This window comes from Epilithonimonas hispanica, from assembly GCF_003385395.1.
GTDB classification, from domain to species: domain Bacteria; phylum Bacteroidota; class Bacteroidia; order Flavobacteriales; family Weeksellaceae; genus Epilithonimonas; species Epilithonimonas hispanica.
The window spans coordinates 31,649-47,621 of the sequence record NZ_QNUG01000029.1; the positions used below are offsets into that span (position 1 = coordinate 31,649).

The 15,973-nt window shown below is 32.8% G+C and carries 17 protein-coding genes; 7 read left to right on the forward strand and 10 right to left on the reverse strand.

From position 1 onward, the window contains the following. Positions 1 to 49 precede the first annotated feature (49 nt). From DRF58_RS12930 to DRF58_RS12940, 3 genes are all read right to left on the reverse strand, one after another. The gene (locus tag DRF58_RS12930; protein WP_116036043.1) at positions 50 to 1,030 is read right to left on the reverse strand and encodes a lipoate--protein ligase; all 981 of its coding nucleotides are present in this window, start codon (positions 1,028 to 1,030) and stop codon (positions 50 to 52) included. An 81-nt stretch (positions 1,031 to 1,111) separates the two neighbouring features. Next, the gene (locus DRF58_RS12935) at positions 1,112 to 1,618 is read right to left on the reverse strand and encodes a YegJ family protein (protein ID WP_116036045.1); all 507 of its coding nucleotides are present in this window, start codon (positions 1,616 to 1,618) and stop codon (positions 1,112 to 1,114) included. A 2-nt stretch (positions 1,619 to 1,620) separates the two neighbouring features. Then, entirely contained in the window at positions 1,621 to 2,268 is a 648-nt protein-coding gene (locus DRF58_RS12940; RefSeq protein WP_116036046.1) for a metal-dependent transcriptional regulator, read from the reverse strand. A 121-nt stretch (positions 2,269 to 2,389) separates the two neighbouring features. Here DRF58_RS12940 and DRF58_RS12945 point away from each other — a divergent pair, with 121 nt between their 5' ends. Beyond that, on the forward strand, positions 2,390 to 3,421 hold the full coding sequence (locus tag DRF58_RS12945) for a threonine aldolase family protein (protein WP_116036048.1): 1,032 nt from the start codon (positions 2,390 to 2,392) through the stop codon (positions 3,419 to 3,421). Between the two features lie 58 nt (positions 3,422 to 3,479). Here DRF58_RS12945 and lgt read toward each other — a convergent pair whose 3' ends face one another. Together lgt and yidD are read right to left on the reverse strand one after the other, a co-directional pair. Next, positions 3,480 to 4,349: a prolipoprotein diacylglyceryl transferase gene (gene lgt / locus DRF58_RS18755; protein WP_379883821.1), complete on the reverse strand. Its 870-nt coding sequence runs from the start codon at positions 4,347 to 4,349 to the stop codon at positions 3,480 to 3,482. A 414-nt stretch (positions 4,350 to 4,763) separates the two neighbouring features. Continuing rightward, positions 4,764 to 5,000 (reverse strand): membrane protein insertion efficiency factor YidD, encoded by a 237-nt coding sequence (gene yidD / locus DRF58_RS12955; protein ID WP_116036051.1) that lies wholly within the window; start codon positions 4,998 to 5,000, stop codon positions 4,764 to 4,766. 238 nt (positions 5,001 to 5,238) lie between these two features. Here yidD and DRF58_RS12960 point away from each other — a divergent pair, with 238 nt between their 5' ends. Further along, complete coding sequence (locus DRF58_RS12960) at positions 5,239 to 6,390, forward strand: MFS transporter (RefSeq protein ID WP_116036053.1); 1,152 nt, start codon at positions 5,239 to 5,241, stop codon at positions 6,388 to 6,390. Between the two features lie 96 nt (positions 6,391 to 6,486). On the opposite strand, the gene DRF58_RS12965 is transcribed toward DRF58_RS12960, so the two are convergent. Further along, positions 6,487 to 7,101, reverse strand: coding sequence for an alpha-ketoglutarate-dependent dioxygenase AlkB family protein (locus DRF58_RS12965; protein WP_116036055.1), 615 nt, complete (start codon positions 7,099 to 7,101; stop codon positions 6,487 to 6,489). Between the two features lie 110 nt (positions 7,102 to 7,211). On the opposite strand from DRF58_RS12965, the gene hisS reads away from it, so the two are divergent. Then, positions 7,212 to 8,561, forward strand: coding sequence for a histidine--tRNA ligase (gene hisS / locus DRF58_RS12970; protein ID WP_116036056.1), 1,350 nt, complete (start codon positions 7,212 to 7,214; stop codon positions 8,559 to 8,561). A gap of 5 nt (positions 8,562 to 8,566) precedes the next feature. Here hisS and DRF58_RS12975 read toward each other — a convergent pair whose 3' ends face one another. Further along, a complete protein-coding gene (locus DRF58_RS12975; protein ID WP_123902412.1) occupies positions 8,567 to 9,670 on the reverse strand; it encodes a helix-turn-helix domain-containing protein in 1,104 nt (367 codons plus the stop codon). Positions 9,671 to 10,038: 368 nt separating this feature from the next. On the opposite strand from DRF58_RS12975, the gene DRF58_RS12985 reads away from it, so the two are divergent. From DRF58_RS12985 to DRF58_RS13000, 4 genes are all read left to right on the forward strand, one after another. After that, positions 10,039 to 10,272, forward strand: a complete 234-nt coding sequence (locus DRF58_RS12985; RefSeq protein ID WP_116036061.1) for a hypothetical protein — start codon at positions 10,039 to 10,041, stop codon at positions 10,270 to 10,272. 195 nt (positions 10,273 to 10,467) lie between these two features. Continuing rightward, positions 10,468 to 11,292, forward strand: a complete 825-nt coding sequence (locus tag DRF58_RS12990; protein WP_116036062.1) for a CvfB family protein — start codon at positions 10,468 to 10,470, stop codon at positions 11,290 to 11,292. A 106-nt stretch (positions 11,293 to 11,398) separates the two neighbouring features. Further along, positions 11,399 to 12,301, forward strand: a complete 903-nt coding sequence (locus DRF58_RS12995; protein ID WP_116036064.1) for a TIGR01777 family oxidoreductase — start codon at positions 11,399 to 11,401, stop codon at positions 12,299 to 12,301. 50 nt (positions 12,302 to 12,351) lie between these two features. After that, positions 12,352 to 12,888: a coiled-coil domain-containing protein gene (locus tag DRF58_RS13000; protein WP_116036066.1), complete on the forward strand. Its 537-nt coding sequence runs from the start codon at positions 12,352 to 12,354 to the stop codon at positions 12,886 to 12,888. Between the two features lie 82 nt (positions 12,889 to 12,970). On the opposite strand, the gene DRF58_RS13005 is transcribed toward DRF58_RS13000, so the two are convergent. The 3 genes from DRF58_RS13005 to DRF58_RS13015 form a co-directional block, all read right to left on the reverse strand. Further along, positions 12,971 to 14,083 (reverse strand): FAD-dependent monooxygenase, encoded by a 1,113-nt coding sequence (locus DRF58_RS13005; protein ID WP_116036067.1) that lies wholly within the window; start codon positions 14,081 to 14,083, stop codon positions 12,971 to 12,973. A 210-nt stretch (positions 14,084 to 14,293) separates the two neighbouring features. Then, a complete protein-coding gene (locus tag DRF58_RS13010; protein ID WP_379883822.1) occupies positions 14,294 to 14,806 on the reverse strand; it encodes a glutathione peroxidase in 513 nt (170 codons plus the stop codon). Positions 14,807 to 15,040: 234 nt separating this feature from the next. Further along, entirely contained in the window at positions 15,041 to 15,838 is a 798-nt protein-coding gene (locus DRF58_RS13015; RefSeq protein ID WP_116036071.1) for a LuxR C-terminal-related transcriptional regulator, read from the reverse strand. Positions 15,839 to 15,973: the final 135 nt, after the last annotated feature.

Genomic DNA, 15,973 nt, shown 5'->3' on the forward strand with positions numbered 1-15,973 from the left:
ATTAATTTTATGTAAGAAAGCCTTCAAATTAAGTTTTTGAAGGCTTTTTTTATTTGAATAATTCCAAAATCTCGTCAACAGTCACTTTCCCAAAATAATCTGTGATATTAATTTTAGAAAGAACTTGATTCAAATTTTCAATATCGTGTTTTTCATCGATGAGTAAATCTTCCAATTCTTCAATCGATTTTGAAGCAAAAAAGTCACCGAAAATTTTAGCTTTTTTGATAATTCCTTTTTCAACATCAAGATGGATTTCTATAAATCCAGCAGGGATTTTAATCGCTTTTTTGAAGTTATAATTCGGAGAGAAACCAAAGTTCCAGTCCCAAGTTTCGTATTTTTCTTTGGCTAATTTCTCGATTTCCTGAATGTCCTGATCTGTAAGGTTATAAACTTTTCCATTGAAATCTTTCAGGATTTCATCAATCAGTTTTTGTTTTAGGACTTCTATAGTTGCTCCGGTTGGTAGAAAATCAATAAGGTTTGTCACTCTAGAGCGATTGGATTTTGTAGCCTTATCGATGAATTTTAAAGGATTAATCTTCAACGCGTCACTCAAAACACTCATTTCAGAATTGAATAGAATTGTTCCGTGCTGAATCATTTTTCCGCCTTTTGCCAACTTTGCATTCCCACTGAATTTCTTTCCATCCACCAAAAGATCATTTCGCCCTTCCAAGTTAGCATTGATATTCCAATCCTTTAAGATTTTAATTATAGGACTTGTAAACTCTCCGAAATCCAGAAAATCATTGGTCCCCAATAGTGTGTGAAATGAGAAATTAAGATTGCCCAAATCGTGATATACCGCGCCACCACCAGACAATCTCCTTACGACTTTGATGTTGTTATCGTTTACATAATCCAAATTGATTTCGGCCAAAGTATTCTGAAATTTACCAACAATAATAGAAGGTGCATTGATGTAAAGAAGAAAAATATCTTCAGTCGGAAATTTAGTCAAAAGGAATTCTTCGGAAGCAATATTGAAAAAAGCGTTGTGAGAAGGGGAGTCTATGATGAGCATATCGTTCTATTTTCTAACAAAATTACTGAGTTTTTGCTGATGATAAAATTGATTTTGCTCAGCCTTTCTTTGAGTGCGATTTTATTCAAATATTAATCCACTAAGTGAATCCATTTCTTTCTTCTCTTTTTCTGTCATTCTTGTTCGTAAAACTCTTGTTGTATATGCGCCTTTTACTTTGTTTCCATAAACATAAAGCCAATCACTAATATCCTCTAAAGCAACCTCAATCGTATCTCCGAGTTTAACTTCTTTTGTGGATATTGGAATTCCATCAACTAAGCCATAATATTTATTTTTATAATATTGAATGTCACTTATCCAAATATGTTCGCCATCTATGTCATTGATTTTAAATCTTTTCTTCAAAGCGAAATTGTAATAATTAGGATTTTGACTAATAATTGCTTTTCTGAATTGGTCAATAGAACTTTTTGCTTTTTCTATTGCATTATTCATTTCAGAGTCATCGTTATATAAAATATGAACATCTGGCTCTCCCTTTCTTTTAACAACTTCATCCGATTTTGAAGTACAGCTAAACAAGAAAAGAAAAATAAAAAGTATAAATGGTTTTTTATAAATCATAATTACTTCACCAACAACCTATCACAAACAGTTTTACTAAAATTCTCCTCTTGACTGTTATAAAAAACCTTCATAGATTGGTCAAAATCTTCCTTTTGCAAAACCTTGATTTCTGTTCCAAGACTAAGATTTCTTTTATTGAGAAAGTTTAGGAAGTCTTCAGAAGAAGTGGTTACAGAAAATAATTCTACTGTTTCGTTCTCCTTACATTTGCTTAGTTTTTTTAAGTCAGGCTGAATAACATTTCCGTCTTTGTCGGGAATTGGTTCACCGTGCGGGTCCATTTTTGGATAATTGAGAATTTCATCCATTTTATCAAAAAACTCATCAGAATGGATGTGTTCCAATTGTTCCGCAATCTCGTGGACATTTTCCCAACCGAAGCCCATTTTTTCTACCAAAAACATCTCTGTCAATCGGTGTTTTCTTACAATGAGCGAGGCTTCTTTTTTTCCAGATTCTGTAAGTTTGATGGGTTTATAAGATTCATATTTTACCCAATTTTTCTCTGCAAACTTCTTTATCATGCTGTTTACAGAAGGCATTTTGATATTGAGTTGACGGCTGAGATCGTTTACAGAAACTTCATCATTCTCATTTACAAGATGATAAAGTGCTTTCAGGTAATTTTCTTCGGTTAGAGAATTCATAAGTCAAAGTTAATTAAAAGTTAGAAAAGATTATGTTTTATTCTAACAATTTAATTTTGGTTTAATTTTATCTTAATCGATAATTCAATAACTTTGATTCATCAAAAAAGAAGTAGAAATAATGAAGAAATATTCTTTCAAAAACGATTATTCAGAAGGTTGTCATCCCAATATTTTAGAAGCATTAATCAAAACAAATCTCAGTCAGCAAAACGGTTACGGTTACGACGATTATTCTGACCAAGCAAGAGAATTAATCCAACAAAAAATCAATCATCACGATGCAGATATTCATTTTGTAAGTGGTGGAACTCAAGCTAATCTTTTAGTTATTTCTTCAATTCTTCGTCCACACGAGAGTGTAGTTTCTGCAGAAACCGGACATATCTTTACTAATGAAACCGGAGCGATAGAAGCAACGGGGCACAAAGTTCACGGTCTAATTACAGAAGATGGAAAACTAAAACCAGAATATATCCAATCGGTTTTGGATACGCATACTAATAAGCCTCATCAGGTTAAGCAAAAACTCGTTTATATTTCCAATTCTACAGAAGTTGGAACGATTTATACAAAGAAAGAATTACAAGAATTATCTGATTTTTGTAAAGCCAATAATTTGTATCTTTTTATGGATGGTGCAAGATTAGGACAAGCTTTAACTTCCGAAATCAATGATTTGACATTGGAAGATATTGCGAGATTAACTGATGTTTTCTATCTCGGAGGAACAAAAAATGGCGCATTGTTAGGAGAAGCAATTGTAATTACCAATGATAAACTGAAAGAGGAATTCGGATTTCACATCAAGCAGAAAGGTGCGATGTTGGCGAAAGGCAGATTATTGGGAATTCAGTTTTTGGAATTGATGAAAGATGATTTGTATTTCGATTTGGCAAAACATTCTAACGTTCAGGCAATGAAAATCAAATCTGCTTTTCAGAACAAAGGTTTCGAGTTTTTATCAGACACATTCACCAATCAGATTTTTCCGATTTTAAATAATTCTCAAATCGAAAAATTATCTGAAAACTTTGATTTCTATGTTTGGAAAAAGATAGATGAAGAAAGTTCAGCCATCAGATTGATTACTTCTTGGGCAACTTCTGATGAGGTTTTGGATGAGTTTATTAATGAAATTGAAAGTCTGTAACTCAATTAATAATTAAATTAAGACATAAAAAAACTCCCAAAATCTGGGAGTTTAAATTTTATACTGTTGCTTCTTCTTTCGGAAGTTTGAATTTCTTAGAATAAATCATAATCACCAATCCGGCAACCATAAAAGGAATACTCAAAACCTGACCAGTATTAAGCCCAGCAAAATGAATAATCTCGTCACCTTGTGGTTCTTTCAGGAACTCGACAAAGAATCTGATCGCCCAAAGTATGATAAAGAATAGCCCGAATAACCAACCTTGCTGGTATTTTTTATCTGTTTTCTTATATAAAAACCAAAGCAAAACAAAAAGACAAACATAACCAAACGCTTCAAATAATTGTGTTGGATAACGCGGGATTGTTACGCCATATTCAGAGCTTTGTTGAGGAAATAAAATAGCGAAAGGAGAATTTGGGTCAATTGGTTTTCCTATGATTTCTGAATTGAAAAAATTTCCCATTCTCACAAAAGCACCTCCAGAAGCTACTACGATTCCGATTCTGTCATAGACCCAAAGCGGATTTTTCTTGATGACTTTTAAACTATAATATAGAGTCGTTGCAATAACCATAATAGCTGCACCGTGACTTGCCAAACCGGAAAATCCTGTAAAATGCAATCCTCCTTTTGTACTGATTGGTAAGAAAACACTCAAGAAATCTTCTTTGAATAATTCTGGCTGATAAAAAATAACGTGTCCCAATCTCGCTCCAAGAATAGTTCCTACCAAAGTCCAAGTAAAAAATGGCTCCAGATATTTCTCATCCACACCATCAATTTTGAAGATTTTTGCCATTATAAAATAACCCAATCCAAAAGCAAAAATGAACATCAAACTATAAAAATGAAGCATAAAAGGTCCTAGTTTGATTCCCTTTATAGGATCCCAAATTTTGAAATTTGTTTCTAGTTCTACAATATCGGTTGATTTCAAAACAGTTTTAGACTTTAATAGATATTTGAAATTTTCTATGTTTTTCTGTTCCAATGTAGCATCAACAGGTTTAAAATTTTTATCCAAAAATTGAAAACCAAAAGCTTTGTATTTCAATAAAATATTTTGGATGCTCCCAAGATGTTCAGCAGATTCTGCCTTGATATTATCTTCGTTTAGAATAACCAATTCATTAGGAACATTATTAGAAGCTTCATCATAAAATTTTGTACTATTTTGAGTAGCAAATATTTTAACAGCAACAGTTTCTTTATTATTGATTTTCAAAGTCCCATCAGAAAGCTGATTGGGAGCACTTTGTGAAAAAAACAATTGAGAAATCCCTGCGAAAAGGATTAGATAAAATCTAAGAAAAATATGATTCATTGATAATTGATTTTAATGTTTTTTGGGTGGAACTGGGTCATAACCTTCGCCTCCCCAAGGATGGCAACTTCCAATCCTTTTTATGGCAAGCCAGATTCCTTTAAAAAGTCCGTGAACTTTCAGTGCTTCTAAAGTATAATACGAACAAGTAGGATCATACCTGCAATTTTTCCCCAACCAAGGCGAAATGGCAAATTGATAAAATTTTATCAAAACGACAATCGGGAAAGTCAAAATTTTGTTCAACATAATTTTAAGCTATGCAAAAATAATAGAAAAAACATTAGTCAAATCAAAATTAACTAACAATAACAGTTGTTTTTAATTTTAATATTTCTTCCTTTATGAATAATTATATTAAATAAATATTTGATTTGATAGTTGCAATATTAACCAAATTTAAACAATAGTTTAAATCAATGATATGATTATAGATTTTGCAACATCTAAATTTGAATTTGATTGATAAAATCTTGATTTTTGCAAAATGGATAAGAGAATACTTCCGTTAGCATTAGGCGGATTGGGATTAGGGACAACAGAATTTGTGATTATGGGACTTTTGCCAGATGTGGCAGAATCTTTAAAAATATCAATTCCTCAGGCAGGACACCTTATTTCCTCTTATGCATTTGGAGTGGTTGTAGGTGCACCAATTCTGATTGGTTATGCAGCTAAATATCCACCGAAGAAAATCCTTATTTTTTTAATGATTGCCTTCACATTGTTTAATGCATTATCTGCTTTTTCCAATGATTATTATTCGATGATGGCGATTAGATTCTTGGCAGGATTGCCACACGGCGCTTTTTTCGGAGTAGGAACTGTGGTGGCAACACGATTAGCAAAACCTGGAAAACAGGCGCAAAGTATTGCAATGATGTTCACGGGATTAACGTTGGCAAATCTCGCAATGGTTCCGTTTGTGACTTGGTTGGGACATCAGTTGTCCTGGAGATACGCTTTCGGAGTAGTTTCAGTTATTGGATTAATTACAATTCTTGGACTCAAATTTCTCCTTCCAGCAATGAACAGTTTACGAACTACAAGTTTGAAGCAAGAGTTAGAGTTCTTCAAAACTGCAAAAGCTTGGCATATCATTGCGATTACAGCTGTAGGATTTGGTGGATTATTCGCTTGGTTCAGCTATATCACACCTTTGATGACCAATGTTTCAAAATTCTCAACAGATTTCATTGCTTACATTATGATTCTAGCGGGAGCAGGAATGGTTGTTGGTAATTTCCTTGGAGGTATATTGGCGGACAAAATGCGTCCAGCTTTAGCCGCAGCAATTCTTTTAAGTGCAATGATTCTTGCTTTGATTGGTGTTTTCTTTTTTTCAGAAAATCAAACAATCTCTTTGATTTTGACTTTTATTTGTGGCGCATTATCAATGTCTGTTGGAACGCCTGTTAATATTATGATGTTGCGTTCTGCGAAAAACTCCGAGATGATGGCTGCTGCCTTTATGCAAGCTGCTTTCAATATTGGGAATTCTGTAGGGGCACTTTTTGGTGGATTTCCTTTGGAATTTGGGTTTTCTTACAATTATCCGTCGTTGGTTGGTGCAGGTTTGGCAGGACTTGGATTCTTACTTTGCCTTGCCTTTATTAAGAAATACAAAGCAGTGATTTAAAAATTAAAATTACTCTCTTTAGGGTTGGGGGAAATAATTTTAATTTTTAGAAAAAAAATCAGCTTAATTAGCATAATCTGCGAGATAACAAACTAATTACTTAGCTTTATCAATTGTCCTAAAAGTCAGACTAATTCTTGGTTTGATGATTCTTGTAGTCGTTGGCAATCTATGCAACCAGAATTTCTGAGTCGTATCTTTCATCATTAATAAACTTCCGTGTTCAAGAACTAGAGAAACCAATTCTTTCGTGGTTTTATGTTTGAAATTGAATTTCCTTTCAGCTCCAAAACTTACAGAACTTATGGCACCGTTATCTTTCAAATCCTTTTCGCCGTCGCTGTGATAAGCCATTCCTTCGGAACCGTTGTGATAGAGGTTTAGCAAGCAGGAATTGAAAGTTTCTCCGCTTGCATTTTCAATTTTTTCTTTGATTTCAAGAAGCGTTTTGTTCCAAGGTAAAGCCGTTTTGGTTCTTCCGGAATAGGTGTAACTAAATTCCTCATTCCCATACCAAGCGACTTTTCTTTTGGTTTCAATGAGTTTTCCGAAGATAACAGCTTCATCACTTTTCCATTCAACTTCGGTCATTAATTTTTGGAAATAATTGTTTGCTTCTTCCTCGGAAAATATTTTTCCATAATAAGAAGTTGTTCCGTCGTAAGGCAGAATGTTTTCTATGATTTCGAATTGGTCTTCAAATAAACTCATATTTCAAATTTATTATTTTTGAATTAATGAAAGTCAAAAATTTAGCCTTCCGCTTATAATTCATATTTTTGCACTCGATTATCATTTATCAATCATCATTTATCAATATAATGAAGCCAAGCTTAGCAAAAGGAACAAGAGATTTTACTGCGAAAGAAGTTTCCAGAAGAAAATATATTATCAATACATTACAAAAGAATTTTGAATTATTTGGATTCCAGCCATTGGAAACGCCAAGTTTCGAAAACCTTTCTACTTTGACAGGAAAATATGGAGAAGAAGGCGATCGATTGATTTTTAAAATCCTTAATTCCGGAGATTATGCTTCGAAAACAAATGAAGAAGATTGGAATAATAAGAATTCTCAAAAACTGATTTCTCAGATTTCTGAAAAAGCACTTCGTTATGACCTGACAGTTCCGTTTGCACGTTTTGTAGCAATGAATCACGGACAACTGGCTTTTCCTTTCAAGCGTTATCAGATTCAACCGGTTTGGAGAGCGGATCGACCTCAAAAAGGTAGATTCAGAGAGTTTTATCAATGTGATGCAGATGTTGTAGGAAGTACGAGTCTTTGGCAGGAAGTGGAGTTATTGCAATTATATTTCAAATCGTTCAAAGATTTAAAATTATCAGTTTCGATTCATATTAATAACAGAAAAATTCTTTCCGGATTGGCTGACTATGCGGGAATTGCAGATAAATTAATTGATTTTACTGTAGCTCTTGACAAATTAGATAAAATCGGAAAAGATGGAGTAACTAAAGAAATGCTTGAAAAAGGAATTTCTGAAGAAGCAATCTCTAAATTGGATTTCCTTTTCAGTCAAACTAATGAGGCTTTGGAAAATCTTCTTAATCTGAAAGAAAAATTCGCAGGAAATGAAATCGGATTGAAAGGTGTAGAAGAGTTAGAATTTGTAATTACCAATGCTTTAAACCTTGGAATCGATTCTCAAAATTTAGTTTTTGATATTACATTAGCAAGAGGTCTTGATTATTATACAGGCGCTATTTTTGAAGTGAAAGCAGATGAAGTTGCAATGGGTTCTATCGGTGGCGGTGGACGTTATGATAACTTGACGGAAGTTTTTGGTGTTAAAGATATTCCTGGAATTGGGATTTCTTTTGGCTTGGATAGAATTTATTTGGTGATGGAAGAATTGGGGATTTTTCCAGAAGATTCTGATGTCAAAGTAAAGTATCTTTTCGCTAATTACGGAGAAGCAGAATCTATTGAAGCTTTAAAATTAATTTCTGAGTTGAGAGATAGAAACATTTCTGCAGAACTTTATCCAGAAGCTTCAAAATTGAAAAAGCAATTCACTTACGCAGAGAAAAAAGGAATCGAGAATCTTGTTTTCTTAGGTGAACAGGAAATAAAAGAGCAAACAGTTACGGTTAAAAATCTTGTTTCTGGAGAACAACAAACATTGAAAATAGAAGAGTTTTTACAATAAATATTCTAATTATCAGATACTAGACTTGTAGCGTTTTTTATCTTTGGATAACTGATATCTTCAATTTCTTGTTTTCTTTTTCGGATAAAATCTGTCGGTCTAATCCCGTTGATTTCAAAAAACAAATCCGAGAAATTTTGTCGAGATGCAATGCCACACTCTTTTGCTAGGCTATCAATAGTATAATTGAGATAGATGTTTTTTTCGAATAATAAGTAGGTGATGTGTCTGATTCTTAAGTCGCCAAGATATCTGTTGAAGTTCATTCCTTTTTGCTCATTGATCACATGAGAGAGATAATTGGAATTGGTTTCAAACTGAATTGCTAGCTTATGAATGGTAAGACCTTTTTGATTAAACTGTTTTTTCTCTTCAAATTTTCTCAGCTTTAGCAAAAGATCGTTTTTTATAGTTTCTGTAATCTGCGGCTTTTTATCTTCACTATTTTCTTGATTAGCAATAGGTGTAGGCGTAGGTTTTTCTAATCTAGCAATGTAGTTGTCAGTTAGTAGCTTTTCCTGTAAAATATGATATTTATCCAAGGTTTCTTTTCCTTTTTTGTGTCTTTTGAATAAAACATAAACCAATAATATTGCCGTAATCAAAAGTCCAAAAATCATATAAATACCCCAAGTGTTTGCGGTTTCTAATCTTCCTTTTTCTTCTATCAAAGTACTAGTATCGTATTCTTTATGGATTTTAAGAGAAAGTGAAGCAAAATCTTTAGATATGATACTGTCAGCTTTTAGAAGTTGAGTGGTATAGTAAAGCTGTTTCTCAGAATCTTTTTTCTTTTTGTAATGGTTGATAAGAAGCTCATAATTTTCCCTTAGTTCTGGAAGTAAAAACTCTTGTTTGTTGAAAATAGAATCTATTTTCTTGAAATTGGTAATCGCAAGATCTTCGTTATTAAGTGCTAAATAACTTTTTCCAATATTAAAATAATCAACCGACATCCAGGCAAAATCATCTCTCATCAATTTGAGTGATTGGTCAAGGTTTTCTATGGCAGCGAGATATTTGTTGTTGTTAAATTCGCTAATTCCTCTTGATTTCAAAAAGTATCCTCTTTCTAATAAAAAATCTTTGTTGTTAAATGTTTTTAACAAACCAATATCTGTAAGAGAATCTGTTTTTTTTTGTGTTCTTCAAATGTCTGTAAGATACAATCATTTGATGAAGACTGTTCAGGTAGCCTTTTTGGTTGTTGTAGATTTCATTTCCAAATTTAGAATTAGTAGTATTAACTTCTGTCTCAAAATATCTGACACTGTTTTTGAACAGTTCTATAGCTTCTTCGTGATAACCAAGATAGTTTTTGATAACGCCTAAGTGGTATGCTATTTTATTTTTAAGGTAAAGATCGCTGCTGTTTTGTGCATATCAAGTGTCAAAATTAGAGTCTAATTTCGTCACAGAATAAAAACAGAATTATTTTCTTGTAAACTCAATTTGAAATTATAAAATTATACCATAAATGAAAAAGATCTTTTCAATCTTAGCAATCGCATTTGTATCTCTCAGTTTTGTATCGTGTAGACAAGACGATGATACAACTACAGAAATGGAGCTCAACAAAACTTCTCAAGAAAATTTAGAAAATAAAAAATCTATAGATACAATTGCTTCTGATTCCGCAAAGGTTAGTTCTAGACCCGAAATGACTTTAGACCCACCAAAAGATCCACCAAGAGATACTTCAAGCTGGTAATCGTTTTTTAAGACATTCATTCCTTAACACCTATAAAAAAAACCTCGACTCATATTTTTATGAACTTGAGGTTTTTGGTTTTTGAATTTTATATTAAGTTGAAAATAGAAAGATCCTTTAATATTTGTTTTGGGAATTTTGGGTAACAGATTAGATTAAAAAAAGTTTGTCTATTTTTGCCTCAAATTAAATCCTATGAACGCTGGTCAAACCCAAACTCTCACAATCGCAGAAAAAATTTCGTCAGGTTATATCCTTAAAGATGAACTTGGTGAAAAAGCATTCATCCAGAAAATTTTTGCAGATGAGTCTTGGGAAATTGGGGCAGAAGTAGAAGTTTTTGTATATCAAGACGATGGTAATCTGAAAGCTACTACAGAAAAAGCCAATGCAGAAGTTGGTGAGTTCGCTGTGATGACTTGTGTTCAGAGTCTTCCGACTGGGGCTTTTATGGATTGGGGAATTATAAAAGATCTTTTTATCCCGTACAAACAACAAAAATCCAAGATTCTAGAAGGTAAACGTTATCTGGTCTATGTTTATACTGACGAGGCAACTGGACTAACGACTGGTACTACCAAGTTCAAACGTAACCCTCAATACGAAAATCTACCTTACAGAAATGGTGATAGGGTAGATCTAATTATGATGAACGAGTCAGAGATTGGCTGGAACGTTGTAATAGATAAAAAATATATCGGATTGGTCTATGCATCTGATGTTTTCAAAAAACTATATCCCCTTTCAGACGAGTCTGGTTACATCAAAACTATCCGAGAAGATGGTAAAATAGATGTCACTCTCCAAGCTCAAGGTTTTGAAAATGTTGACGAGTTCAAACAGAAAATCATCGATAAACTGAATGATAATTACGGGCTTCTTTATCTATCTGATAAATCTTCTCCCGAAGAAATTAAAGATGAATTACAAATGAGCAAGAAAAATTTTAAAAAAGCTATCGGTAGTTTGTATAAAGATAAAGTGATTGATATACAAGAGGATAAGATTAGATTGCTTTAGTTGTTTTTATTAATTTAATTCAAATTATTATCATCTTTTGAAAAAAATATTAATAGTCTTCTTATTTGGAATTGTTTTTGTTAGTCAAGAGCAAATTAAATAATTAATGAAGAAAATTCTCATAAGCGGCGCTACAGGATTAGTGGGTAAAAAGCTTTCTAGAAAATTATATGAGCGTGGCTATCAAGTTGAGATTTTGGTTCGTTCAAAAAAAGAAAAATCAGATTTCAAATCTTATGTTTGGGATTATGAGAATGGCTTTTTGGAAGAAGGAGCTCTTGACAATACTTATATTTTTATTCATCTGGCAGGTGCTCCAATCAGTAATCGCTGGACAGACTCTTACAAGAGAGAAATCTACGCAAGTAGGGTAAGTTCTGCACAATTCATCTATGAAGAGATGCAGAAGCAGAATATCCATCCGGAAGCGGTAATTTCTGCATCAGCTGTTGGGTTTTATGGTCAGGTTACTTCTGAACAGAATTTTTCGGAAGATGATGCTCCAGCAGAAGATTTTTTAGGTTGTGTTTGTACAGATTGGGAGCTGAAAGCCTTACAGTTCCAAAACCTTGGAAGCAGAGTTGTAAGAGTTCGTACTGCAACCGTTTTATCTGAGAAAGGTGGTGTTTTGGAAGTTTTCAAAAAACCAATAGATTTAGGCTTTGGTTCTGCTCTTGGGACAGGTAAACAATATTTTCCTTGGATTCATATCGATGATTTGATTAACATCTATTGCAAAGCGGTTGAAGATGCTACAATGAACGGGGCTTACAATGCTGCTGCACCAGATTTTGTAACCAACGAAACACTTATAAATAAACTAGCTTCCTATCTCAACAAAAAAATATTTTTACCAAATATTCCCCAATTTATTATCAAAAGTATTATGGGTAATATGTCGGTTTTAGCTTTGGAAGGCAGTAAGATTTCTTCCAGAAAGATTGAAAATTCGGGGTTCAAATTTAAATATGATAATTTGGATAAAGCTTTTACAGATGTTATTGGTTAAAGATTTTTGCAAATCGCCTTTTTAATCCTTACTTTTATCAAAATTTTCCAATGAGACTTACAGAAGAAAAATTGTCCTTTTTAGAAAAAATTGCCAACGGAATTATCTGGTGGGTAGGTTCTATTCAGTCGCTTGTTTTTCATACCATTTTTTTTATAGTCAGTTTTGCTTTACCGATTTTTAATATTGTAGAATTTGAGCATATGTTGCTGGTTCTTACAACTATTGTTTCTTTGGAAGCTATTTATTTGGCAATTTTTATCCAGATGTCTGTCAACAAAAGTTCTGAACATATCGAGGATTTGAAGGAAGATGTTAACGAAATCCAAGAAGATATTGATGAGATTCAGGAAGATATTGAAGAGATTCAAGAAGACGTAGAAGAAATTCAGGAAGATATTGATGAAATCCAGGAAGATGTGGAGGAAATTAATGAAGACGAAGACGATGAAGATCATAGCGAACGCGCCAGAACTGTAATGCTGAAAAGCAAAGTTTCCAACAACAAAAATGATATCAAAAACCTGAAAGATAAAATAAAAGAACTAGAAAGCTTAATTGAAAAAATTAAAAAAGAAGAAGAGTAGTTCTCTATTTTTAACAATCTCAGTCTTTTTTTCAATTGTCATTAAAAATTGTCAGTCTGAGGTTCTCGAAGACTTTAAAAAACTAAATTTCTAATTTCAGAATTTTTTCCATCTGTTTTTGATTCACAGATTCTGGGATATTTCTAAAAATAAAATTCCTGATTCCTGTAAAATTTTCCCATTGTGCAATTTTCCCGATTTTAAAACTGGTTTTCACAATATGATGAACTTTGTCTTTTCTGATTTTTTCAAATTGAGAAAAAAGTTTGTTCCAATCTTTTTCAGTTTCTAATAATTTTCCAATTACATAAGCATCTTCAACCGCTTGACAACCGCCTTGTCCCATATTTGGAGTAGTTGCATGAGCTGCATCGCCAATCAAACAAAGGTTTTCTGCTGACCAATGACTCATAGGTTTAAGGTCGATAATGTCATTCAGAATAATATTTTCTTTGGATGTTTTAGAAATCATTTCCAAAATGTCAGGATGAAAATCTCTGAATTCGTTTAACAAATCTATGTTGTCAGAATAAAAATTTTCGTTCACCAAAGCATACCAATACAAGGTATTTTCTCTGATTTTCACAAAACCAAAACGTTTTCCTTTGCCCCACATTTCGTAGGCATTGTGGCTGTATTTTTCCGGAATTTCAGTTTTTAGAATTCCGCGCCAGCATTTTTGTCCGGCACTTCGGATTTTTCCTGATTTTAGAATTTGATTTCTAACCAAAGATTTTACACCATCAGCACCAAAAACAATTTCGCTTTCAATTTTAGTTTTATCCAGAAAAGTCAAGTGGTAATTTTTTTTCTTTTCAATTGTCTCAAGACGTTTATTGAGAATGATGTTTTCGGTAATGTTTTCACTTAGGATTTTCTGCAAATCAGCTCTGTGGATTGCGATATTGCCAACGTTATATTTGTGTTCAAGTTTCAGAACATCAGTTTTAGAAATAGTTTTGAGTTTTTTATCAGTAATGATTAAAGCGTGCATTTTGGTTCCTGCATTTTCGATTTTCTCTTTGAGTCCGAGTTTATCAAAAATCTGCATTGCGTTTCCTGCCATTGCAATTCCAGCTCCGACAGGTTTAATTTCCGATACACTTTCATAGATTTGGAAATCTATATTTTGTTGCTTCAGAACATTTCCTAAAGTCAAACCGCCAATTCCGCCACCTATGATTGAGATGCTCATATTATGAACTTATTACTAAATGAAAAAGATGTTTGTGTCTTTGAAGTATATGTTGAGATTTTTTTACAAGACAATTGTCCTCTTTTATCAATACCCGCAAATTAAAATAAAAAAGCAAGACCCAAAAGTCCTGCTTTAAAATCATTTGATGAATAGAAATCTTACTTAATCTAATATTGATTTTGTGTGGACCAATGGAGTTTCCAAACCCTATTTCAAATACTTTGTAATATTTTCGCTCATTGGCGTTATTTTACTTTCAAAACTATCAATGATATTGCCTTTTTCATCCAATAGAATCTTTGTAAAGTTCCAACCGATAGTAGTGTTTTTTACACCGTTTTCTTTTTTGTCGGTCAAGAATTTGTAGATAGGAGCAATGTCGTCGCCTTTCACAGAAATTTTCGCTGCCATTGGAAACTGAACACCATAATTTCTTTGGCAAAATGTTGCAATCTCGTGGTTGGCTCCAGGTTCTTGTCCACCAAAATTATTAGCAGGAAATCCAACGATAACCAATTTGTTTATGTAGGTCTCATAAAGCTTTTCCAAATCTGCATATTGAGGCGTGAATCCGCATTCGGAAGCAGTATTGACAACCAATATTTTTTTGCCTTTGAATTTAGAAAAATCAATTGTAGAACCATCCAAAGCTTCTACTTTGAAACTGTGAATCGATTTTGCCTGCGCCTTATTTTTTGAAAACCCGAATAATGATAGCATAATGATGAATAAATATTTCATATAAAGTTATTTAAATTTTTTTAATGATTATATGCAATCGCAAGTTGGTATAATATCTTTTGAAGATTTGTAAAACGGCGATGTCATAAAGATAATTTAAAAATCAAATTTAAAACAAGTTTGGGAAATAATGGTTAATTATTAATTATCAATTATCAATTATCAATTATCAATTATCAATTATCAATTATCAATTATCAATTATCAATTATCTCAAATAAGTCCCAATTCCAAAGCTCGTTTTACAAGCTCAGATATTTTGGTGCATTTCAATTTGCTGAATATATTTTTGCGATGAGTTGTGGTTGTATGATAAGATATGTTCAAATATTCGGCAATCTTTTTTGCGGTGTAACCAGTTGCTAGTAAAGATAAAATCTCTATTTCTCTCTTTGTAAGATTGATTTCTGGCTGAGGGATTTGTATGGTTTTGCTGTTGTATTGCATTTGGTGGAAGTCTGTTCGTCCTCCAATACCAGTAACTAAAACAATGTAAGAATTGATCTTAGTGATATGTTCTATATTGGTGTGGATGTTGACTGCTTGTAGCAATCTTCCATTTTCATCCTTCAGAGAGTGGATTGCTTGATGATGAAACATTTCGTAATTACCTTTTGCAGTTCTCATACGGAAGCAGTAACTAGATTTTAAATTAAGTTGATGCTCAAAGCCAATTTCTTTTATTTGTTGTAAAGTCATATTCTCGGCTTGCATCACAAATTCTAAATCATCAGGATGAATGAGGTTGATAATCTCTTTAAGATGCTGAGGCTGTCTTTTTAGTCCGTGCATCTTCAGTAGTTCTGGATGATGGTTGCTAAGAGTACTGTTTGCCATATTAATCACATAATAATAGAATGGTCCCATTGCAAACATTTCGCCAATGATTTTTTCAACTGATGGAGGATCGGTAACTGCATTGTAGTTGTTGCTTAATGCATCTGGATGAGCATTCCAGATATCTGATAGTAGATGAGGTTTTGTAGGTTTTGCAATAGACTTTTCTTTCATCGGAATAGTTTTTATAAAATTAACAATATTTCTGATAAAGAATCCGTCTCACAACTTGAGGCGGATTTTTTTTGGTTATAATTGTTATTTTTTGTATATTTATATCTGATAATCAGATATTTGTCTATGAATTTC